21 protein-coding genes are annotated in these 21,950 nt (G+C 64.0%); 17 read left to right on the forward strand and 4 right to left on the reverse strand.

Translation table 11 applies throughout. From position 1 onward, the window contains the following. Positions 1 to 127 precede the first annotated feature (127 nt). The 3 genes from AB7290_RS14800 to AB7290_RS14810 all read left to right on the forward strand — a co-directional run bounded on the left by AB7290_RS14800 (position 128) and on the right by AB7290_RS14810 (position 3,954). A complete protein-coding gene (locus AB7290_RS14800) occupies positions 128 to 1,708 on the forward strand; it encodes a sugar ABC transporter ATP-binding protein (RefSeq protein WP_094184400.1) in 1,581 nt (526 codons plus the stop codon). Then, complete coding sequence (locus AB7290_RS14805; RefSeq protein ID WP_085404257.1) at positions 1,705 to 2,697, forward strand: ABC transporter permease; 993 nt, start codon at positions 1,705 to 1,707, stop codon at positions 2,695 to 2,697. Before AB7290_RS14800 ends, AB7290_RS14805 begins: the two co-directional genes overlap by 4 nt. Before the next feature lie 105 nt (positions 2,698 to 2,802). Next, a complete protein-coding gene (locus tag AB7290_RS14810) occupies positions 2,803 to 3,954 on the forward strand; it encodes a substrate-binding domain-containing protein (RefSeq protein WP_085404258.1) in 1,152 nt (383 codons plus the stop codon). Between the two features lie 80 nt (positions 3,955 to 4,034). Here AB7290_RS14810 and AB7290_RS14815 read toward each other — a convergent pair whose 3' ends face one another. Then, positions 4,035 to 4,829, reverse strand: coding sequence for a DeoR/GlpR family DNA-binding transcription regulator (locus tag AB7290_RS14815; RefSeq protein ID WP_085404259.1), 795 nt, complete (start codon positions 4,827 to 4,829; stop codon positions 4,035 to 4,037). A 340-nt stretch (positions 4,830 to 5,169) separates the two neighbouring features. Between AB7290_RS14815 and deoC the strand changes: the two genes are divergently transcribed. The 10 genes from deoC (at position 5,170) to AB7290_RS14865 (ending at position 16,353) form a co-directional block, all read left to right on the forward strand. Further along, positions 5,170 to 6,087, forward strand: coding sequence for a deoxyribose-phosphate aldolase (deoC, locus tag AB7290_RS14820; protein WP_245344240.1), 918 nt, complete (start codon positions 5,170 to 5,172; stop codon positions 6,085 to 6,087). A gap of 2 nt (positions 6,088 to 6,089) precedes the next feature. Continuing rightward, a complete protein-coding gene (locus AB7290_RS14825) occupies positions 6,090 to 8,480 on the forward strand; it encodes an aldehyde dehydrogenase family protein (RefSeq protein ID WP_085404260.1) in 2,391 nt (796 codons plus the stop codon). 83 nt (positions 8,481 to 8,563) lie between these two features. Continuing rightward, positions 8,564 to 9,019 (forward strand): RbsD/FucU family protein, encoded by a 456-nt coding sequence (locus tag AB7290_RS14830; RefSeq protein WP_014494077.1) that lies wholly within the window; start codon positions 8,564 to 8,566, stop codon positions 9,017 to 9,019. Between the two features lie 5 nt (positions 9,020 to 9,024). Continuing rightward, positions 9,025 to 9,948: a ribokinase gene (rbsK, locus tag AB7290_RS14835; protein ID WP_085404261.1), complete on the forward strand. Its 924-nt coding sequence runs from the start codon at positions 9,025 to 9,027 to the stop codon at positions 9,946 to 9,948. Positions 9,949 to 9,955: 7 nt separating this feature from the next. Beyond that, a complete protein-coding gene (locus tag AB7290_RS14840; protein WP_063982329.1) occupies positions 9,956 to 10,831 on the forward strand; it encodes a carbohydrate ABC transporter permease in 876 nt (291 codons plus the stop codon). After that, a complete protein-coding gene (locus AB7290_RS14845) occupies positions 10,828 to 11,865 on the forward strand; it encodes a carbohydrate ABC transporter permease (RefSeq protein WP_085404262.1) in 1,038 nt (345 codons plus the stop codon). Before AB7290_RS14840 ends, AB7290_RS14845 begins: the two co-directional genes overlap by 4 nt. Before the next feature lie 49 nt (positions 11,866 to 11,914). Continuing rightward, positions 11,915 to 13,354, forward strand: a complete 1,440-nt coding sequence (locus tag AB7290_RS14850; RefSeq protein ID WP_306326732.1) for an extracellular solute-binding protein — start codon at positions 11,915 to 11,917, stop codon at positions 13,352 to 13,354. A gap of 83 nt (positions 13,355 to 13,437) precedes the next feature. Beyond that, positions 13,438 to 14,529: an ABC transporter ATP-binding protein gene (locus AB7290_RS14855; RefSeq protein WP_085404263.1), complete on the forward strand. Its 1,092-nt coding sequence runs from the start codon at positions 13,438 to 13,440 to the stop codon at positions 14,527 to 14,529. Between the two features lie 260 nt (positions 14,530 to 14,789). Beyond that, the gene (locus AB7290_RS14860; RefSeq protein WP_085404264.1) at positions 14,790 to 15,611 is read left to right on the forward strand and encodes a helix-turn-helix domain-containing protein; all 822 of its coding nucleotides are present in this window, start codon (positions 14,790 to 14,792) and stop codon (positions 15,609 to 15,611) included. Positions 15,612 to 15,687: 76 nt separating this feature from the next. Further along, on the forward strand, positions 15,688 to 16,353 hold the full coding sequence (locus AB7290_RS14865; protein ID WP_039152160.1) for a DsbA family oxidoreductase: 666 nt from the start codon (positions 15,688 to 15,690) through the stop codon (positions 16,351 to 16,353). 7 nt (positions 16,354 to 16,360) lie between these two features. Here AB7290_RS14865 and AB7290_RS14870 read toward each other — a convergent pair whose 3' ends face one another. Then, positions 16,361 to 17,530, reverse strand: a complete 1,170-nt coding sequence (locus AB7290_RS14870) for a GNAT family N-acetyltransferase (RefSeq protein WP_085404265.1) — start codon at positions 17,528 to 17,530, stop codon at positions 16,361 to 16,363. A gap of 157 nt (positions 17,531 to 17,687) precedes the next feature. Here AB7290_RS14870 and AB7290_RS14875 point away from each other — a divergent pair, with 157 nt between their 5' ends. Together AB7290_RS14875 and AB7290_RS14880 are read left to right on the forward strand one after the other, a co-directional pair. Further along, positions 17,688 to 18,116, forward strand: coding sequence for a YeeE/YedE family protein (locus tag AB7290_RS14875; protein ID WP_085404266.1), 429 nt, complete (start codon positions 17,688 to 17,690; stop codon positions 18,114 to 18,116). Between the two features lie 5 nt (positions 18,117 to 18,121). Next, positions 18,122 to 18,589 carry a DUF6691 family protein gene (locus AB7290_RS14880; protein WP_085404267.1) on the forward strand — a complete coding sequence of 156 codons (468 nt, stop codon included), beginning with the start codon at positions 18,122 to 18,124 and terminating at the stop codon, positions 18,587 to 18,589. A 59-nt stretch (positions 18,590 to 18,648) separates the two neighbouring features. Here the strand turns inward: AB7290_RS14880 and AB7290_RS14885 are convergent, their stop codons facing one another. Further along, complete coding sequence (locus tag AB7290_RS14885) at positions 18,649 to 18,978, reverse strand: hypothetical protein (RefSeq protein ID WP_028152664.1); 330 nt, start codon at positions 18,976 to 18,978, stop codon at positions 18,649 to 18,651. Between the two features lie 114 nt (positions 18,979 to 19,092). Next, on the reverse strand, positions 19,093 to 19,497 hold the full coding sequence (locus AB7290_RS14890) for a hypothetical protein (protein WP_085404268.1): 405 nt from the start codon (positions 19,495 to 19,497) through the stop codon (positions 19,093 to 19,095). Between the two features lie 151 nt (positions 19,498 to 19,648). Here AB7290_RS14890 and AB7290_RS14895 point away from each other — a divergent pair, with 151 nt between their 5' ends. Continuing rightward, entirely contained in the window at positions 19,649 to 19,873 is a 225-nt protein-coding gene (locus tag AB7290_RS14895) for a hypothetical protein (protein WP_085404269.1), read from the forward strand. Continuing rightward, positions 19,874 to 21,922 (forward strand): pyrroloquinoline quinone-dependent dehydrogenase, encoded by a 2,049-nt coding sequence (locus tag AB7290_RS14900; protein WP_085404270.1) that lies wholly within the window; start codon positions 19,874 to 19,876, stop codon positions 21,920 to 21,922. Positions 21,923 to 21,950 lie beyond the last annotated feature (28 nt).

Below are 21,950 nucleotides of genomic sequence, written 5' to 3' on the forward strand. Positions count from 1 at the left end.
TCCGGCCCGGCGACGTGATCCGCCATTGACAGGTCGGCGGAGATGATAGAATTATAACAGGATAAGTTGCAAAAATAACAATATGTCACCATCGTACCAGCGTCTAGCGGGGCGACGGGAGGAAAGTTTGGAACTGTCCGGTTCGGTTGCAGCAGAACCTCGGTCGTCGGCCTCGCTTGTGATGGTCAGTGGCATCAACAAGCGCTTCGGCGGCGTGCGAGCGCTGCGTGACGTCAACCTCGAGGTCCGCGCCGGCGAGGTCCATGCGCTACTGGGCGAGAACGGCGCGGGAAAATCTACCCTGATCAAGATTCTCAGTGGTGTTCATGCCCTCGACAGCGGCACGATCGAGATCGCCGGCAGGCCGGTGGAATTCGACAGCCCGGCGAAGTCGCGCGAGGCGGGGATCGCTGTCGTTTATCAGGATCTCAGCCTCGTCGAATCCCTGAGCGTTGCGGACAATCTGTTGCTCGGCCGTGAGCCGCGTGCGCGTTTCGGCTTCGTCCGGCAGCGCGCGCTGATGGCCAAGGCCGAGGCGTTCCTGAACGCGCTCGGCATTCCCCTGGATGCGAGTGCGGCTGTCGGCTCGCTGCCTTTCGCCTATCGCCAGATGACGGAGATCGCCAAGGCGCTGATGGGCGAGGTCCGGCTTCTGATCCTCGACGAGCCGACCTCCTCGCTGACATCGGATGAGGTCCGGATCCTGTTCGATGCGATCGGGAAGGCGACGCGCCGCGGAGTCGGCGTGATCTATGTGACCCATCGGCTCAATGAGGTGTTCGAGATCTCGCAGCGCGTCACGGTGCTGCGCGATGGCGCTAACGCAGGCACGTTTGTCACAGCCGAGACCGACATGAAGCGGCTGGTGAACGCGATCGTCGGAACCGATCGATCGGCACCCACGGGCCCGCGCACCGAACCTGTCGCGAAGCGTGAATTGGATCCGTCGCCGGTTCTGTCGCTGTCCGACGTGTCCAACGACCGGCTTCGTGCCGTCGATCTGTCCGTGCTGAAGGGCGAGATCCACGGCCTCGCCGGATTGATCGGCAGCGGCCGCACGGAGATTTTGGAGACAGTGTTTGGCCTCCGGCCGCTCGAGAGCGGCGCAATCGAGATCGAGGGCCGGGGATGGCTGCCGAGAGGGCCTGCCGATGCGATCGAGCAGGGCATCGCGCTGGTGCCGGAAGACCGGCATGTGCAGGGTCTGGTCCTGGACCATTCGATCGAGCGAAACGTCACCTTGCCGCGAATTCCCCATTTCTCGCGCTGGGGCTGGATGCAGCAACGCGCCGCCGCCAGGCGTGCGGAAACCGCGGTCGCCAGGCTTTCGGTGAAAGCGCCAGGCGCGTTCAGCCTGGTCAGGACGCTCTCCGGCGGCAACCAGCAAAAGGTCGTGTTCGGAAAATGGAATGATCCGCGGCCGCGCGTGCTGCTCCTGGATGAACCGACGGTCGGCGTCGACGTGGGCGCACGCGAGGAAATCTATGCCGTGATCCGGAATGCCGTCCGCGACGGCAGCGGGGTCCTGGTCGTCTCGTCCGATCTCGTCGAATTGATCGAGCTCTGCGACCGCATCTCCGTGATCGTCAACGGGCGTGTAGCTCGTACGCTGTCGCGCGGCGAGATCGATGATGCCGAAGAGCTGCATCATCTCCTCCAGATGTACCAGGCCTCCGGGCCGGGCCACTTGCAAGAGCTTCCCGCATGACTGAACTGACTGCTCCCAACGTGGTCGCCTCGTCGACCCCATCTGATCGCCGCCGCAAGATTCTCCAGAATTTGCTGCGGGGCGAGCGGCCGTACATGCTGTACATCGCCTTCGTGATCCTGCTGGTCGTGTTCAGCCTGTCTTCGCCCTGGTTTCTCTCGGTCGACAATTTCCTGAACATCGGGCGCCAGACCACGCTGGTGTCGATCATCGCAGTCGGCATGACCTTTATTATCATCGCGCGTCAGATCGATCTGTCGGTTGCCTCGACGCTGGCGCTGTCGGGCATGGCGGCCGCTCTCGCGATGAGCCAGATCAACAACAGCTGGATCGTGGGGGCCGTGGCCGGGCTCGGCACCGGTGCGCTGGTCGGGCTGCTCAATGGCATCCTGACCACGCAGCTATCGATCCCGTCATTCCTGGTGACGCTGGGCTCACTGAGCATGGCGCGGGGACTGGCGATGATGGTGACCAACACCAAGCCGGTGATCATCACCAACGAGACCTATTTCGCGATCTTTGGCGAAGGCACGTTCCTCGGCATACCGGTTCCGATCGCCTGGACTTTGGCGGCGATGATTATCGGCATCCTGCTGCTGCACTATAACGTGTTCGGCCGGCGCATCTATGCGGTCGGCGGCAACCCGACTGCGGCGCTCTATTCCGGCATCAACACCAAACGGGTCACGACTGCAGCCTTCGTCCTGACCGGCACGCTGGCTGGTCTCGCGGCGCTGGTGCTGTCAGCGCGCTCACACGCCGCGCGGCCCGACGTCGTGCAGGGAATGGAGCTAGACGTCATCGCCGCGGTGATCCTCGGCGGCTGCAGCCTGTTCGGCGGGCGCGGCTACATCCTTGGAACACTGTTCGGCAGCTTGATCATCGGCACGCTCAACAACGGCCTTGTTCTGCTCGGCGTGAGCTCGCCGATGCAGCTCGTGATCAAGGGCGCGATCATCGTTGCCGCGGTTGCTTTCACGAAACGCTAGTCGACGTCCGGCGCGACGCATGAACAACAAGTTCATCGCGCTGCGCGGGTAGGGGCAAGGTCGCTGGCCCTCCGGTGAATCGGCGACCAAAAAATGGAGGAAACAATGAAATCAATCTTGCGACAATCCTTGCCTTTGACTGCGTTGGTGGCCGCTGCCGCCCTCTCGATGATCCCGTCGGCTCGCGCCGAAGTGCCCGCGACCTGCGTCAAGGGTGTCGATCTCGCGAAGCTCGGGCCGAAGTCGATCGTCGGCCAGGGACCCCACGGCGAAAAGGCGGCTTCCCCCGAGGTGCTCGCGCTGTCGGAGGCCGACGCCGCCAAGATCAAGGAGAAGAACTTCAAGGTCGGCATCTCCATGCAGACGGTCAACCTCGACTGGTCGCAGCTCCAGATCCAGGGCATCACCGACACGCTGAAGAAGTACGGCGTGACGGTGACGGGCGTCGCGTCCGCCGAATATCAGGTGGACAAGCAGATCGCCGATATCGAGAACACGATCCAGCAGCATCCGGACGGCATCATTTCGATTCCGGTCGATTTCACCGCGACCGCGCCGACCTACAAGAAGATCGCCAAAGCCGGCATCAAGCTCGTGCTGATGGACAGCATCCCGACTGGTCTGAAGCATCCCGAGGAATATGCGACGATGGTCTCGGCCGATAGCCAGGGCAATGGCCAGATCGCGGCACAGATCCTGGCGTCCTGCGTGGCGCAGGGCGGCACCATCGGTCTCGTCAATTTCGGCGTCGACTATTTCAGCACCAACGAGCGCACCAAGGGCGTGCGGGAGTGGATGAAAGCAAACCGCCCTGACATCAAGATGAAGCAGGTCGACTTCACCGATCCGCCGAAGGTCTCGCAGATCGCGGGCGACTTCCTGACCGGCAATCCCGACGTCAAGGGACTGTACGCGGTGTGGGATCAACCGGCGCTCGACACGCTGAGCTCGATGCGGGCTCAGGGCATCGATATTCCCATGACGACGGTCGACCTCGGTCTGCAATCGGCGATCGAGATTGCCAAGGGCGGGCCGCTGAAGGCGACCGGCTCGCAGCGTCCCTACGACCAGGGCGTCGCCGAGGCGATGGCGATGATGAACGCGCTGCTGGGTAAGGAAACGCCTGGCTGGATCGGTGTGCAGTCGCTGCCGGTGACGCAGTCGAATGTGCTGGAGTCCTACAAGACCGTATTCAAGAAGGACCCGCCGGCCGAGCTGACGGATGCCTGCAAAAAGGCGAAGCCCGCCTGCAACTAGCCTGAAACAGCGATGCGCGATCCACCGAGACCGCGCATCGCTCAGCAAGCCTGATCCGGGCGAACCAGCCCCCGTCCGGATCAGGCCGTGCTGGTGACGTATTCGACGGGAAGGCTGCGGAAGTGCTTGCGCGTGTCTGCCGACACGGAGCCACCGACGATGATCCGCGAGAATGAGCTGACGTCGGAGAAAAACGCCGGCTTGAGGCTGCCGAGCTTGCTGGCGTCGACCACGAGGATGCTCTCCATCGCGGTAGCGATGACGGCCTGCTTGATGGCGACTTCGTGAAAATTCGAGCAGCTGGCGCCGCGGGTCCAGTGCAGGCCGCCGGCCGAGATGAAAGCCTTGTTCACCCCGAGCCGCCGCAGGTAGGACAGGCCGTCATCCGACGAGAACGACTGCGACGACGGATGGTAGAGCCCGCCCATCAACATCACCTGCGTCGCTGGCCGGTGGGTGACGATCGAGGCGACGTTCAGCGAATAGCAGATCACCGAAAGAGGCATGTCCTCAGGCAGGCAATCCGCCAGCGACTGCATCGTGGTGCCGCAGTCGATGAAGATGGTGTCACCTTCCTTGATCGAGGCGGCTGCGGATCGGCAGGCGAGGCGCTTGTCCTGCGTGTGCTGGTCGATTTCCTGCTCGAATGTGTACTTGATCCCGGTCGGCGACGCCGCGTTGACGACGTAGCCGCCGAGCAGGGCGAGCGCCGCCTCGGGCCCGGCAAGGTCGCGCCTGACCGTCATCTCCGACACCTTCAGCAGCTCTGCGGCGTCCTTCAGATGCAGTGCGCCGCTCGTCTCGACGGCGCGTCGCAGCCGTTGCAGCCGTTGGACGCGGGTCTCGCTGGGGCGTGCGGTCGGTGTTTCAGTCATTTTCGTCACCGAGCTTGCTTATCCGGTTGACAATGATCTTACAATGATGTGAGTTTAGCAACGTCAATCTGTTACAATAATAACATTTGGCCCGAAGGGTGTTTCGCTGTCGGCGACGGGAGGCAGCAGATGCGCCGGCGGCCAAGGGATGGGAGGATCGCATGTTGCAATCGGCACATTCAGTCTATCTGCCGTTTCAGCCGATTCGCTAGCATTGCGCGGCGTACCGATGGCGCAGGGCGTCTTGATATCAAATCCATCCGCGGTGCCGGCGCAGCCCCATGCGCGGGATCACAATCATCCGCATCCGATCGCGCGCAACAGCGGCCGCGCGCTCGAGATGGACTGGGTCGACGATATCCGGATCAATCTGTCCGCCGCCGAGCGCCGCGTTGCGAGCCTGCCGGGCCGGCGCACCGTCAAGAAGGACGCGCAGGCGGCGTGGTTGCTCAAGGCGATCACCTGCATCGACCTGACGACACTCAACGGCGACGATACGGCCGAACGGGTGAAGCGCCTCTGTGCCAAGGCGAGGGCCCCGATACGAAGTGACCTCCTCGAGGCACTCGGTTTTGCCGGGCGCCGGCTGCACACGGGCGCGATCTGCGTCTATCACCGCTTCGTCGCAACCGCGGTCGAAGCGCTCGATGGGTATGACATTCCGGTCGCTGCGGTTTCGACCGGATTTCCGGCAGGCCTCGTGCCTCACGATCTGAAGCTCAAGGAGATCGAGGCGTCCGTCAGGGACGGTGCGCAGGAGATCGACATCGTCATCACGCGTGAGCATGTGCTGACCGGAGATTGGCGCGCTCTCTACGCCGAGGTCCGGGATTTCCGCGCAGCCTGCGGCGATGCGCATCTGAAGACGATCCTCGCAACCGGCGACCTCAAAACGCTGCGCAACGTCGCCAAGGCGTCGATGGTCTGCATGATGGCCGGCGCGGACTTCATCAAGACCTCCACCGGCAAGGAAGGCGTCAATGCCACGCTGCCGGTGACGCTGGCGATGCTGCGCATGATCAGGGTCTATGAGGAGCGGACCGGCTTCAAGATAGGCTTCAAGCCGGCCGGCGGAATCTCGACGGCGAAGGATGTGCTCAACTACCAGTTCCTGATGAAGGAGGAGTTGGGACGCGATTGGCTCGAGCCGGATCTGTTCCGCGTCGGCGCCTCGAGCCTGCTCGCCGACATCGAGCGCCAGCTCGAGCATCACGTCACCGGCCGCTACTCGGCCTTCAACCGTCATCCCGTGGGCTGAGCATGAGTATCGCACATTACTTTGAGACCATGGATTATGGTCCCGCTCCCGAGGCGGACGGCGAGGCGCGCGCCTGGCTGAAGCGGCACGACGCGACGTTTGGGCATTTTATTGCCGGTAAATTCGTCGCGCCGGCTTCGGGCAAGCATCTGACGACGATCGAGCCAGCCACCGGAAAGACGCTGGCCAAGATCGCGCAAGGCATCGCAGCGGATGTCGAGGCTGCAGTCGGCGCCGCGCGATCGGCGCAGTCGTCATGGGCAAAGCTCGGTGGTCACGGTCGTGCCCGTCATCTCTATGCGCTGGCGCGCATGCTGCAACGTCATGCTCGTCTGTTCTCGGTATTGGAAGCGATTGACAATGGCAAACCGATCAGGGAAACCCGCGATCTCGACGTGCCGCTCGCCGCGCGCCACTTCCTGTATCACGCCGGCTGGGCACAATTGCAGGACCGCGAATTCGCCGACCATGTCCCGGTCGGTGTGATCGGCCAGATCATCCCCTGGAACTTTCCGCTGCTGATGCTGGCCTGGAAGATCGCGCCCGCGCTGGCGACCGGCAACACCGTGGTGCTGAAACCGGCAGAGTTCACGTCACTCACCGCGCTGCTGTTCGCCGAGCTCGCGGCGGAAGCCGGCCTGCCGCCCGGCGTGTTGAATGTGGTGACGGGTGATGGCGCCACCGGCGCGTTGCTGGTCGAAAATCCCGGTGTCGACAAGATCGCCTTCACGGGGTCGACCGAGGTCGGGCGGTTGATCCGTCAGTCGACCGCAGGCAGCGGGAAGTCGCTGACGCTCGAGCTCGGCGGCAAGTCGCCGTTCATCGTGTTCGACGACGCCGACATCGATGGCGCCGTGGAAGGCGTGGTCGATGCGATCTGGTTCAACCAGGGCCAGGTCTGTTGTGCCGGATCGCGGCTTCTGCTGCAGGAAGGGATCGCAGAGACATTCCGCAAGCGCCTCATCCGCCGCATGGAGACGCTGCGCGTGGGTCCGCCGCTCGACAAGGCGATCGACATGGGCGCGGTGGTCGCACCGGTGCAGCTCGAGCGGATCAAGGCGCTGGTCGAAACCGGCGTCAAGGAGGGCGCCGAGAAGTATCAGGCGCCGGGGCCGATCCCCGCTGAGGGATGCTTCTATCCCCCGACCTTGCTTTGGAACGTACATCCGTCATCGACCGTGGCGATCGAGGAGATCTTTGGCCCGGTGCTGGTCGCGATGACGTTCCGCACGCCGGACGAGGCGGTGATGCTCGCCAACAACACGCGCTATGGCCTTGCCGCCAGCGTGTGGAGCGAGACCATCGGGCTGGCGCTCGATATCGCGCCGAAGCTTCAGGCCGGCGTGGTCTGGGTCAATGCGACCAATTTGTTCGATGCCTGCGTCGGCTTCGGCGGCTATCGCGAGTCCGGCTTCGGTCGCGAGGGCGGCCGGGAAGGTCTCTACGAATATCTCAAGCCGAAAGCCTGGAGCGGGCGGAAGGCGCGGGCGAAGGTGCCGCCGCCATCCCCGGCGGCTTCTAACGACGGCGCCGGATTTGGCACGCCGTCGATCGACCGAACCGCCAAGCTGTTCGTCGGCGGCAAGCAGGTTCGTCCCGACGGAAATTATTCGCGCGCGGTGCTGTCGCCGAAGGGGAAGCACCTCGGCGAAGCCGGCGAGGGCAATCGCAAGGATATCCGTAACGCGGTGGCCGCCGCGCGCTCGGCCGAGGGGTGGGCGCGGGCGACGACGCATAATCGCGCCCAAATCCTCTACTACCTTGCCGAGAATCTGTCCGCGCGTGGCGACGAGTTCGCCCGGCGCGTCGGTGATATGACCGGCGTTTCGCCCGCCAAGGCGCGCGCGGAGGTCGAGGCGAGTATCGAACGGCTGTTCAGCTATGGGGCCTGGGCCGACAAATACGAGGGGACGATCCATGCACCGCCGTTGCGCGGCGTGGCGCTTGCCATGCACGAGCCGATCGGCGTGGTCGGGGTGGCCTGTCCGGACGAGGCCCCGTTGCTGGGCTTCATCAGCCTGGTGGCACCGTTGATTGCGATGGGCAACCGCGTCGTCGCCGTCCCAAGTGAGCGGCATCCGCTTGCAGCGACCGATTTTTATCAGGTGCTGGAGACGTCGGATGTGCCGGCAGGCGTCGTCAATATCGTCACCGGCGAGCGCGATGCGCTCGCGAAGGTCCTTGCCGAGCATGACGACGTCGATGCGCTCTGGGTGTTCGGTTCGCAGGAGGCCTCGACTGCTGCGGAGCGGCTGTCGATCGGCAACCTCAAGCGCACGCTGGTCGACCACGGGCTGGCGCTCGATTGGTACGACCGGGTGGCGAGCGAAGGTCCGATCCTGCTCCGCCACGCGGTGCAGGTGAAGAACATCTGGATTCCCTATGGCGACTAAAGACGTCACCTTGCGGTGATACGGGTTGGCATCCGGACCATCAGAGTTCGGGCGATTTTTTGAAGACAAGGGAGGGACGCAACATGCTCAAGGGCATCAATCCACTGCTCAATGCCGACGTGCTTTACGCCTTGCGCGCAATGGGGCACGGGGACCGCCTCGTGGTGTGCGACACCAATTTTCCTGCCGACTCCATCGCGCGCCAGACCGTGTTCGGCGAGCTGCTTCGCATCGACAACGTCAGTACGGCAAAGGCGATCGAAGCCATCCTCTCGGTGCTGCCGCTCGATACGTTCGTCGACGATGCCGCGATCCGCATGGAGATTGTTGGCCAGCCCCAGGAGGTGCCGCCGGTGCAGCGCGAGGTGCAGGCCGCGATCGACCGCGCCGAGGGACGCTCCTGGCCGCTGGTCGGGGTCGAGCGCCATGCCTTCTATGAAAAGGCCAAGACGGCCTACTGCGTGATCGCCACGGGAGAGCGGCGCTTCTACGGCTGCTTCCTGTTTTCCAAGGGCGTCATCGCGCCGGACGGAGAGTAACGACCATGAGCAAGACTGGCGTCGCAGTGCTCGGCATCTTCGTCGTCGATCTGGCCTTCCGGGCCGGCAACATGCCCGCGATCGGTGAAACGATCGCCGGCTCGGGATTTGCCATGGGACCAGGCGGCAAGGGGTCGAACCAGGCCGTGGCCGCTGCGCGCGCAGGCGCAGACGTGACCTTCATCTCCCGGATCGGCCGCGACGCCTTCGGTGATCTTGCCATCAAGACGTGGGAAACCGAGGGCATTCGACCGCGCGTCGCCAGGACTTCGGAGGCGCCGACCGGCGCGGCCTTCATCTATGTCCACGAGACACGCGGCGACAACGCCATCATCGTGGTGAGCGGAGCGGCCGACGGTCTCAGCCCCAGCGACGTCGACGCGGCGGCGGATGCGATCCGCACCAGCCGCGTCTTCGTGACCCAGCTCGAGCAACCGGTCGCGGCCGCGCAACGCGGGCTCGAGATCGCGCGCGCTGCGGGGAGCATCACCGTGTTCAACCCGGCACCTGCGGTCAAATTCGACGATGGCCTGTTTGCCTTGTGCGACTACGTCGTTCCCAATGAGACCGAGGCGGAAGCGCTGACGGGGATCGCGGTGAGCGATCTTGCCGGCGCCCGCCGCGCCGGCGAAGCGTTGGTGGCCAAGGGAGCGGGCACCGCGCTGATCACGCTCGGCGAACGCGGGGCGCTGTTTCACGGGCGAGATCGCTCGCTACACGTGCCCCCGTTCGCCGCCGGCAAGGTGGTCGAAACCGCGGGCGCGGGCGACGCATTCGTCGGCGGCTTCGCTGCAGCGCTTGCGGGCGGCGCCGATCCCCTGGAAGCGGCGCGCTTCGGTTCCGCCACGGCGGGGATTTCCGTGACGCGCGCGGGGACTGCGCCTGCCATGCCGCGGCGCGCTGAGATTGAAGCCCTGTTGAAGGGATGATCTGCTCATGATGCGGAACGATCCGATCAAGCATGTCTTCATCTGGCCGGCGGTGCTCGTCGTGCTGGCGATCTCGATCTTTCCGCTGATCTATTCGTTGACCACGAGCTTCCTCAGCTATCGCCTGGTTCCGCCGATCCCGCCGCGGGTCGTGTGGTTCGGCAATTATGCTACGCTCCTGCAAGAGCCGCGCTTCTGGAATGCGATCTTCACGACGACGCTGATCGCGTTCATTGCCGTCGGGTTGCAATACGTGATCGGGTTTGGCGTTGCGCTCGCGCTGAACGCGCGCGTTCCGGGCGAACGGCTATTTCGCGTTGCCTTGCTGCTGCCCATGCTTCTGGCCCCGGTTGCCGTCGCGCTTGTTGCTCGCATGATCTTCAATCCGACCATGGGGCCGCTCAACCAGTTCCTGTCCATGTTCGGCATGGCGAACCTGCCGTTCCTCACCAACGGTCATTGGGCGCTCGCCTGCATCATCGCTGTCGAGATCTGGCAGTGGACCCCGTTCGTCATCCTGATGATGCTGGCTGGCCTGCAAACGCTCCCCGAAGATGTTTACGAGGCGGCCGAGCTCGAGAACGCCAGCGCCTGGCAACAGTTCTGGGGCATCACCTTTCCGATGATGCTGCCGATCTCCGCCGCGGTCGTCTTCATCCGCCTGATCGAGAGCTACAAGATCATGGACACCGTATTCGTGATGACGGGCGGCGGACCGGGTGTGGACACCGAGACCCTGACGTTGTTCGCCTATCAGGAGGGTTTCAAGAAGTTCAATCTCGGCTACACGTCGGCGCTCAGCTTCCTGTTCCTGATCGCCATCACGATCATTGGCGTCACTTATCTGGCGCTGCTGCGGCCGCATCTGGAGAAGCGCCGATGAGCGGGCAGGGCCTTACCGGACTGTCGCGCTGGAGCCGCCGCCTGGTCGCGGCCGGTGTCTTCGCATGGTGCCTGATCACGGCGTTTCCGCTCTATTGGGTGGTCGTGACGGCGTTCAAGACCCCGCCGGGCGTGGTCGGCGGCCCGACCTATATTCCGTTCGTCGATTTCACGCCGACCCTGCAGCCCTTCATTGATCTCTATCAGGGTATCCGTGGCGAGTTCTTCCGGACCTTTTTGAACTCGACAATCGTTGGCTTGTCGGCGGCAGCGATCGCGACTGCCGTCGGCGCAATGGCGGCCTATGCGCTGGTGCGGTTCGAATTCAGGGTGCGCTTCGGCGCCGGCCTGATCTTCTTCCTGCTCGCGCTCGGCGGCTATCTGCTGTTCAACAATTCGCTCGGATTCACCCGCGCGCAGGCGCTGCTGCTGGCGTTCCCGATCGCGCTTGCCGCTGCAATCCTGGCCAACCGCCTGCCGCTGCCGGGGCCGATCCTCGGCAATGAAGACATCCTGTTCTGGTTCGTCAGCCAGCGCATGTTTCCGCCGATCGTCACGGCTTTCGCGCTGTATCTCCTCTACAGCGAAATCGGCCGGCTCGGCTTCCAGCTCATCGACAGCTTTGTCGGCCTGACGCTGTGCTACGTCGCGTTCTCGCTGCCGATCGTGGTCTGGCTGATGCGCGACTTTTTCGAGGCCATTCCGATCGAGGTCGAAGAAGCTGCGATGGTCGACAACGTGCCAAGTTGGCGCATCTTCCTCGGCATCGTGGTGCCGATGTCGATGAACGGACTGCTGGCGACTTTCATGATCACGCTCGCCTTCGTCTGGAACGAGTTCCTGTTCGCGCTGTTCCTGACCAATTCCAGATGGCAGACGCTGCCGATCCTGGTGGCAGGACAGAACAGCCAGCGCGGCGACGAATGGTGGGCGATCTCGGCCGCGGCGCTCGTCGCCATCATTCCGATGATGATCATGGCAGGTCTGCTCAGCCGCATGATGCGGTCGGGCCTGCTGCTCGGAGCAATCAAATAACAAAAACCTATGTAGGGAGGACTGGACGATGTTGCGACGGACGTTTCTGATGCTGACCACCTCGCTCGCGATGGCTTGCACCGCGAGCCAGGCGAACGCTGCTTGTAGCCCGGATTACTCCGGCGTCACCCTGACTGTGGCGTCGCAGACCGGACCGTATATCGCCTCCGCGCTCAAGCTCGGTGCGGACGAATGGACCAAGAAGACCTGCGGCAAAGTCAATGTGGTCGAGTTCCCCTGGTCGGAGCTCTACCCGAAGATCGTTACATCGCTTACCGGATCTGACGCGACGTTCGATCTGGTCAGCTTTGCGCCGGCCTGGCTGCCCGACTTCGTCACCTATCTCAGCGAGATGCCGAAAGAGATGCAGTCCGGCAAGGATTGGGACGATGTCGAGCCGGCCTACCGCGAGCGCCTGATGGTGTGGGAAGGCAAGATCTATTCGCAATCGATGGACGGCGACGTTCACACCTACACCTATCGCACCGACCTGTTCAGCGATCCCAAGGAGAAGGACGCCTTCAAGGCCAAGTACGGCTACGACCTGGCGCCGCCAAAGACCTGGAAGCAATATCTCGACATCGCGGAGTTCTTTCAGCGCCCCGACAAGGGACTCTGGGGCACGGCGGAGGCCTTCCGTCGCGGTGGCCAGCAGTTCTGGTTCTTCTTCAGCCACGCGGCGGCCTATACCAACAACCCGAACTATCCGGGCGCGATGTTCTTCGACCCCGAAACGATGGATGCCCAGATCAACAATCCGGGCTGGGTGAAGGGATTGGAGGAATATATTCGCGCTTCCAAGCTTGGCCCGCCCAATGCGCTGAACTTTTCGTTCGGCGAGGTCAATGCCGCCGTGGCCGGCGGCCAGGTGGCCGAGTCGATCGGTTGGGGCGACACCGGCGTGATCGCGGCCGACCCCAAGCAATCGAAGATTTCCGGCAAGGTGGGCTCTGCGGTGCTGCCCGGCTCTGACGAGATATGGAACGCCAAAACCAAGAAGTGGGACAAGTTTCCGGCAGTGCTGCCGGCACCCTTCATGGCGTTCGGAGGCTGGCAGATTGCCGTGCCAAAGGTGGGCAAGAACCAGCAGGCGGCATGGGATTTCGTCAAGACGCTGACAAGCCCTGAAGTCTCCGGCAAGGCCGCGATTACCGGTGGCACGGGTGTCAACCCATACCGCAAGTCGCACACCACGAATCTGGAGTTGTGGAGCAAGATCTTCTCGCCGACGGAAGCCAAGGAATATCTCGGCGCCCAGGCCGACTCCATTAACGGCAAGAACGTTGCGCTCGACATGCGTTTGCCCGGCTATTTCTCCTACACCGAGGTTGTGGAGATTGAGCTTGGCAAGGCGCTGGCCGGCCAGACCACGCCGCAGGCCGCGCTGGACGCGGTCGCGAAGGAATGGAATCGCCTGACCGATGAGTTCGGCCGCGCGAAGCAACTCGCCGCCTATCGCGCGGCGATGGGCCTCTCACCGAAGAACTAGCTTCCGCGGAGACTGCCCCGGATGATGCGTGAGCATCATCCGGGCTTTGTTGGCCGTCGATATAGGGACGGAAAAAGGAATCCATGGCGCACGTCGAGATCGAGAACGTCAGCAAGGCATATGGGCCCTACAAGATCATCGAGGGGCTTAATCTGAGTGTGGCCGACGAGGAGTTTGTCGTGCTTGTCGGACCGTCCGGCTGCGGCAAGACCACGACGTTGCGCATGATAGCGGGACTGGAGACGGTCACCAGTGGAACCATTCGTATCGGTAATCGCGATGTGACGCAGCTGCGCCCAGGCTTGCGTAATTGCGCGATGGTGTTCCAGAATTATGCGCTCTATCCGCATATGACTGTTGGTGAGAATATCGGCTACGGCATGAAGGCGCGGGGCGAGTCGCGCGCCAATATCGCGAAAGCCGTCGAGGACGTGGCGCGGGTTCTCGACCTCGAGCAATACGTGGACCGTCGGCCCAAGCAGCTCTCCGGTGGGCAGCGTCAGCGCGTGGCGATCGGCCGTGCCATCGTGCGCAGCCCGGACGTGTTTCTGTTCGACGAGCCATTGTCAAACCTCGACGCCAAACTCCGCATCGAGATGCGGACCGAGATCAAGGCATTGCATCGCCGTCTCGCCAAGACGATCGTTTATGTCACACACGATCAGGTCGAAGCTATGACCATGGCCGATCGGGTCGTGGTGATGAATCGCGGCCGCATCGAGCAGGCGGCTGATCCGATCACGATCTATGAGAAACCAAGCAATCTCTTCGTCGCGGGCTTCATGGGCGCGCCCAGCATGAATTTCATCCACGGGGAGATTGCCGCTCGCGACGGTGCACTGATCTTCACCGAACCCTCGGGTACGGCGTTGAGATTGCCGAAATCCCGAGAGGCGGCCTATGCAGGGAGCATCGGCAAGCCGGTTGTGCTCGGCGTGCGGCCCGACCACGTGCTGCGGCAAGATGCGCCACCGGGCTCCTCCGTCCGCATGATGGTGAAAGACGTGGAGCCGCTCGGGCCGCATACTCTCGTGATTGGAACCGTGGGCGCATTTCCATTCACGGCGCAGATGCAAGTCGGTGTTTCTGCGGCGCCGGATTGCCCAATAGATGTCGCGATCGATCTGGAGCGAACGCACCTTTTCGACAAGGTTTCCGGGAAGGCCGTTTCATAGTCGGCGGTCCTCTGGCGGTGCAGGTAATCCCAAATCTGTACTTCCAGCGTACGCATGCCTCATCGCGGTCACTTGCGATGCGGCGAGCTCGCAGGTGATGCGGGCGACGTTGCACCCTTCTTCGCAAACTTTGCTCGTCCGGTATTGGTGTCGAGCAGAGTCTGCGAAAAGAGATTAAGCGATTTCAGCTGGTTACATGCCAATATTCATTACCTCGCGGGTAATGGAAGGGCTGAGATCCGCATGCTAGGTTTTCGAGCATGAACGCACATGCATCTACGGCACAGGCCGAACGCAGCCAGCCCGTCCATATCGGCGACCATTTGCGCGAATGGCGGCAACGCCGCCGCATGAGCCAGCTCGATCTGGCGGGCGAGGCCGAGATTTCCGCGCGGCATTTGAGCTTCGTCGAGACCGGCCGCGCTGCGCCCTCGCGCGACATGGTGCTCAGGCTCGCCGAACGTCTCGAGGTACCCTTGCGCGAACGCAACGTGCTGCTGGTCGCGGCCGGCTATGCGCCGGCGTTTCCGCAGCGCCCGCTGGAGGATCCCGCCTTGAAATCAGCTCGCCAGGCGATCGACCTCGTTCTCAGGGCGCATGAGCCCAATCCGGCGCTGGCCTATGACCGGCACTGGAATCTGGTTTCCGCCAACCGCATGGTGGCGCCGCTGCTCGAAGGCATCCCGCAGCGGCTGCTCGGTCAGCCCTTCAACGTGCTGCGGCTCGCGTTTCACCCTGAAGCGCTGGCGCCGCGCACGGTCAATCTCGCGGAATGGTGCGGGCATCTGCTGGAGCGGCTGCACCGGCAATGCGAGGCAACGGCCGATCCTGAGCTGATCAAGCTCTACAACGACCTCAAGAGCTATCCCATCCCGGCGCGCTCGGGGCCGCTGTCGAGCGACAATGTCGCGATTCCCTTCAAGCTGCGCCATGGCGGAGAGATACTAAGTTTCTTCTCCACCACCATGGTGTTCGGCACACCTGTGGACATCACGCTGTCGGAGCTGGCGCTGGAGACATTCTTCCCGGCGGACGAGCGCACCGCCGAGCGGCTGAAGCAGATGGCAGCAGCTATGACCTAGCGCCCTTGCCTCGGGGCGGGTTCTGCTTATCTTCGGCTTATCTTGGGTCAAACCCGCATCGCCCGAAGGAGGCGCTATGAGCACGTTGAAACCGCTCCAGATCGATGTCGTCTCCGACGTGGTGTGCCCCTGGTGCTATATCGGCAAGCACCGGATCGAGAGCGCGCTGGCGCTCGTGCCCGACGTTCCCGTCAAACTCAATTTCCGTCCTTTTTTCCTCAATCCGTGGGTGCCGCGCGAGGGCATCAGCCGCGAGGACTATCTCACCACCAAGTTCGGCTCGGTCGAAGCCTATAAGGGCATTGCCGGCCGCGTCGTCGCGGCTGCAAGCGAGGAGGGCCTTGTCTACAAGCCCGAGCTGGTCGCGCGCCAGCCCAACACCACCGACTGTCACCGCCTCATCCTCTGGGCCGAGGCGATCGGCAAGGCGCCCGAGATGAAGCAGCGGCTGATGGAGCTGTATTTCCGCGACGGCGGCGACCTCACTGACGTGAACGTGCTGGTGCAGGCGGCCGCCGATGTCGGCCTCGATGCCGACGACGTGCGCAAGCGCCTCGCCACCGACGAGGACGTCGCACGCGTGTCGGCCGACGCGCAGGAGGCCGCCGAGAAGGGCATCTCCGGCGTGCCGACCTACGTGTTCGCGCAGAAATACGCCGTCTCCGGCGCGCAGGATCCGAACCTGCTCGCCCGCGCCATTCGCGAGGTCTCGGCGGAGATCAACGCGCAGGCGGCAGAGTAGCTTTCGCTTATTTGCGGAGCAGACGCACCACGCGTCGCGCGCCGTCGTGCGCGACGTTGAGGCCAACCAGCGCCGCGTGAATGATCGCGACGACAGGATCGTGACGCCGCAGCGGAATCAGCACGTCGCCGATGGCAAAGCGCCCGCGCCAGATCGGGTTGATCATGGGGTGGTCGGCGCTCGCCGTGGAGTCCGCGCTGGCGATGGCCGGATCGGCGCAGAGATGCCGCGTGAGGTCGAGCGTGAGCTGCACGCCCGGCGAATATCTTGCAAAGCGTTCGTCGATACCGAGCTTGAAGAAGAAGGCGCGGTCCTGGTGGCGTAGCACGATGCCGGCCGCCACCGGCGTCGTGCCAGCGCGCAGCGTGATGACCTCGCACTGCGCGGTCTCTGCCAGCGCAAGAACCGCGCGGCGAATGAAGGTCGCATCGCCCGCATGCTGGATCAGCGCGGTGCCGCGCTTGCCTTTCCAACCACTGGCCTCGAGTTGCAGGAATGTTTCGAGCGCCGGCCCGATCTCGTCGGGCTTGCGCGCGACCGCGAAGGCGACGGGCCCGTGCTCTTCGAGGCGATGGCGCTGGCGACGCAGCTCCTTGAGCTTCTTGGCGCCGAGCGCTTCATGCAACAGCGTTTCACCATCCTGCGTCGCGTCGAGGCTGGCGCGGATGTAGGAGGAGAGGATACGCGGCTTCAGGCCGTCGCGATTGAGAACGTCCTTGAGCGAACTCATCGCCGCGCCGTCGAGTGCAACGTCGTTGAGCACGAGCGCATGTGCTCCGGCCTCGCGCGCCTGCTGCAACAGGCGCGTGGCCGCTTCGATCGGCGCGTCGCGGTCGATCAGGGGGCTGCACAGGGTGCCATAGGGATGCGCGCTCACCAGCGCGGGCAGGGGGATCTTCCAGGCGCGCCAGAGCGAGACCACCGGCATCAGCCCGATCAGCCGCACCGACGAGCCGTCGAATGCGGGTAGCGCCGAGGCGTCGGTGCGGCCGCGTGCGGCCTCGCTCACGGCGAGCTCCCAGCCCGGCAGGTAGTAGCCGTTCGGCTCGATCACGCGCTGGGCGAGCGCACGCCATTGGCCGGGATCGATGGACGTGAGGGGGACGAGCGCGCGCGTTGCCGCGGCAGCCCTTGCCGATGCCGGATTGATCGCTGCCTGATGCGCGATATCGACCACGTCCCGTCGTTCCCCGTTCAGAAGGTCATGCTTAGCGCAAAGATTGGAAAATTCCGTTGGGACGCCGCTTCAATTCGAATGGTAATATTAACGTCTCATTGAGCATTCGGGCCGCCGCGGCGTGCCATGATGGAAGCTCTCGACCTGGAGGATCACAATGATCGCCACACCTTTCACGCCGATGGCGTCGCTCCTTGGTGGCGCGTTGATCGGACTGTCCGCCGTGCTCCTGATGTGGGCGACGGGACGGATCGCCGGTGTCAGCGGCATCGCGGCGCGGCTGTTTCCGCCTTACGAGGACCGCGAGTTCGCCGGCCGGCTCGCTTTCGTCGCCGGCCTCGTCGCCGCACCCATCCTGGTGCGCATTGTCAGCGGAAGCCTGCCGGCGCAAACGATCGCGGCGGGAACGCCGGTGCTGATCGTCGCCGGATTGCTCACGGGCTTCGGTGCGGTCTGGGGCAGCGGCTGCACGTCCGGCCATGGCGTCTGTGGCCTGTCGCGGCTGTCGCTGCGATCGCTGGTCGCGACCATCACCTTCATGTCGGCGGGCATTGCCACTGTCTTCGTGATGCGGCACTGGGGCTGACGACGATGGCAATCCTCATCCAATTCGCGATCGGCCTCCTCTTCGGTATCGGGCTCATCGTCTCCGGCATGTCGAATCCGGCAAAGGTGCTGAACTTCTTGGACGTCGCCGGCATTCCCGCCGGAACGTGGGATGCGAGCCTCGCCTTCGTGATGGCGGGTGCTGTCGCGGTAACCTTCATCGGCTTCAGCCGTGTCTTGAAACTCGCGCGACCGTTTTTCGCAGACCGCTTTTACCTTCCGACGCGAAAGGATATCGATTCGAGAGTTATCGCCGGTCCCGCCATCTTTGGCATCGGATGGGGGCTCGCAGGCTTTTGTCCGGGCCCTGCGCTCACCGCGCTCGGATTCGGCTCGGCGTCCGCTTTCATCTTCGTCGCCGCAATGCTTGCCGGCATGGTGCTCGCCCGCTTCGTCGCGCAGCTCCCGTCATCAACGCGCCTCGTCGCGCCGGCCGATCCGCTCGAAACCTGACATGGGCAGGACCGGGCGAGTGGATCTCGTCCGGTCCTGCCCTGTTAGAGCTTCAGTGACTACCAGCGGTCGCCGCCGACACCGACGCCCACGCTGACGCCGGGCGCCCGAATGCCGACGCCGCCGCGCGGACCATCGTCCCAGTCGCGATAGGTGCGGCGCTCGTAATAGCGATCGCGCGGCATGGCGTTGTAGGAGTCGCGCACGATCACGCGCGAGCCGCCACGGGTGCGATAGCAATTGCCGGCGTCATCGCAGACAAGCCGGACTTCCTGAACGAGCTCAGGGTTGGCGTATTCGCTGGTCGTGTAGATGTCCGCGGCCTTCGCGCCGCTCGCCGCAGCGAGGGCGCCGACGCCAGCCAGTAGTGCGATCGTGAATGTCCTCATCGTGTCCTCCTCCGAAACTGCCCTCGGGGGTAACAAGAAGGGGAGGCGGTGATCGTTCCGGGTCGAATTACAGGTTTTTCCCGGAACCGGAGCGCGTGTCGGCGTGATTTGTTCCTAGATCGGCTCGTAGGTTTCCGTCCCGCAGATGTCGTCGGCTTCCGCGCGGCGGCGATCGACCACTTTTCCGCCTGAGATCGTCACGATGTAAATCTGGGTGCCGAGTGTGGAGCCGGTGGCGGAGGTGAGCTGCGCGCTGACGCAGGCGGTCCAGCCCTGTCCCCGCACCTCCCGATGGGGCGGGGCGACGTGCACCTCGCGCGGATAGGACGTGTTGAGGAAGACCACGTTGATCTGCTCGCGGACCACGCGCTTGACGTCGGGGGGCGCTTCGGGTGGCGGCTGCTCGGCTTCCTTCAGGCGCATGAACTCGGGCACCGGCGCGCGGCTGTCGGCGAAGCCGCAAGAACCAAGTGCGAGGGCGCTGGCCAGCAGCGCCGCATGAGCAACAATCCGCAACATCCGTGAAGGTCCCCTGCGGGCCAACAGATAGGCAGGAATGCGATCCGGCAAAGTCCCGGCCGATCAAGATTTGCTGAAATTCCGGCCCTCCGGCATTTGCTATTACGGGATTGCAGGCTAGTTTGTGCCCCAGACGAGGGGGATTGCATCAATGCGGATTTTGGTCATCGCGGCCGCCGTGCTCGCACTAACGGCTGCGTCGGCGCAGGCGCAGGGCCGCAGCAGAGGCCAGCCGAACGAAGCGAAGTCGGACAACAAGCCCAAGGTCGACGAAAAGGCCTACAAGGCCGCGCTCGAGCGCATTCCGGAGCCCAAGGAGAAGTACGACCCGTGGGGCGGAGCCCGTCCGGCTGAACCTGCCAAGAAGCCCAAATAAATGAGGGGGGCGTTGGCGAGCCGTCTATGTCAGTCGGCCGCCGCCATCGTGCTCCTCTTGTTTTCCTCGTGGCCAGGCATCGCCTGGGAGAGCTGGGGTGGCGATCCCGGCGGCTCACGCTTCTCGCCTTTGCGGGAGGTCACGCCCGACAATGTCGACAATCTGGTTCGGGCCTTCGAATTCCATACCGGCGATCTCGCGGCGCGGCCGCCCGAGGTGATGCGGCGAACCAAATTCCAGGCGACACCGTTGTTCGTCGAGGACAGCCTGATCTTCTGCTCGCCCTTCAATGAGGTGATCGCGCTCGATCCCGGCACGGGCGCGCAGAAATGGCGCTTCGATCCGAAGATCGCGACCAATCAGCGGCCCGCCAACCGCTACGTCTGCCGTGGCGTGACCTACTGGATCGACGATGAGGCGCCCGCGAATGCCGCCTGCCGATCGCGCATCTTCATGGGCACGAACGATGTTCGCCTGATCGCGCTCGATGCAAAGACAGGCATTCGCTGCGCCGGTTTCGGCACTGGCGGTGAGGTCAGGCCCGATATCGGCATGAAGCTGGATTGGCCCGGCGAATTCCAGATCACCTCGCCGCCGGCGGTCGGCCGCGGTGTCGTCGTGATTGGCTCCGCGATCGGCGACAACCGCCGCGTCGACGCGCCGAGCGGCGTGGTGCGCGCGTTCGATGCGCGCAGCGGCCAGCCGCGCTGGACCTTCGAGCCGCTCAAGCGCGACCGTGTCGAAGCTGGTCACGCCAATGTCTGGGCGCCGATGTCGGTCGACGCGGCCCGCGGGCTGGTTTTCCTGCCGACATCCTCGCCGTCGCCGGACTTTTGGGGCGGCAAGCGGCCGGGCAACAACGAGCACGCCAATTCGGTGGTCGCGCTGCGCATCGAGACCGGCGAGCTCGTGTGGGCATTCCAGACCGTGCATCACGACGTCTGGGATTACGACCTGGCGTCGCAGCCGACGCTGACGCGTATCGACACCGGAGACGGCCAGCGCGATGTCGTGATTCAGCCGACCAAGCAGGGATTTGTCTTCGTGCTCGACCGCGATACCGGCAAGCCGGTGTGGCCGGTGGAAGAGCGCGTGGTGCCGCAAGGCGGCGCGGAAGGTGAACGACTGTCGCCGACGCAGCCATTCCCGACGCATGTGCCGCCGCTGACATCGCAAAGAATCTCGACTGAGGATGCGCTCTCGCTCCTCCCTGGCCTGGGTCGCTCCGCTTGCGAAAGGCAGTTCGCGGAGGCACGTAACGAGGGGTTGTTCACCCCACCCTCGACGCAAGGCACGGCGGAGTTTCCCTTCACCGGCGGCGGCGTCAACTGGGGTAGCGCAGCCTTCGACCCGGTCAACCAGATCCTCTACGCCAACACCGCCCGCGCCGTTCATCTCATCAAGCTGATCCCGCGTGCGGAGGCCGCTGGATTCGATCCGCCGCCCGGTCATGATTTCGGCCAGCAGAAGGGCGCGCCGTTTGCGATGTCGCGTGCGGTGGTGATGTCGCCGCTCGGGCTTCTTTGCAACAAGCCGCCTTGGGGCGAGATGGTCGCGGTCGATCTGAAGGCCGGCAAGATCCTCTGGCGTTCAACGGTCGGCACCACGGAAGACCTTGCGCCGCTCGGCGTGCCGCTGCCGTGGGGCGCGCCGCTCGTCAACGGGCTCGCAGTCACCGCAGGTGGTCTCGTCTTCACCGGCGCGATGGATGCTTATCTGCGCGCCTTCGATGCGCGAAGCGGCCGGGAGTTGTGGCAAGGCCGGCTGCCGGTGCCCGGCGTCGCCAACCCCATGACCTATCTCTGGAAGGGCGAGCAATATGTCGCGATCGGCGCCGGCGGCCACTCCGAGGTCGGCACCTCGATCGGCGACAGCGTCGTTGCGTTTCGCCTGGCGCGGCCGGGTGAAGGGCCGTCGCTATGGTCGCGCACCATCGATCGTCCGGGCGGACGATTTTGGGTGTCGTCGTCAGCAATTGTGTTCGCGATCATCCTGCTGACCATCGCGAGCCTGCGCTGGCGTCGTCGACGTCGTATAAAGCAAGCATGATGCTGCGTTGTGTATGCGATGCGAACGG

The organism is Bradyrhizobium sp. 613_E4_N2_2, from assembly GCF_052075995.1.
Taxonomy (GTDB): Bacteria; Pseudomonadota; Alphaproteobacteria; order Rhizobiales; family Xanthobacteraceae; genus Bradyrhizobium; species Bradyrhizobium barranii.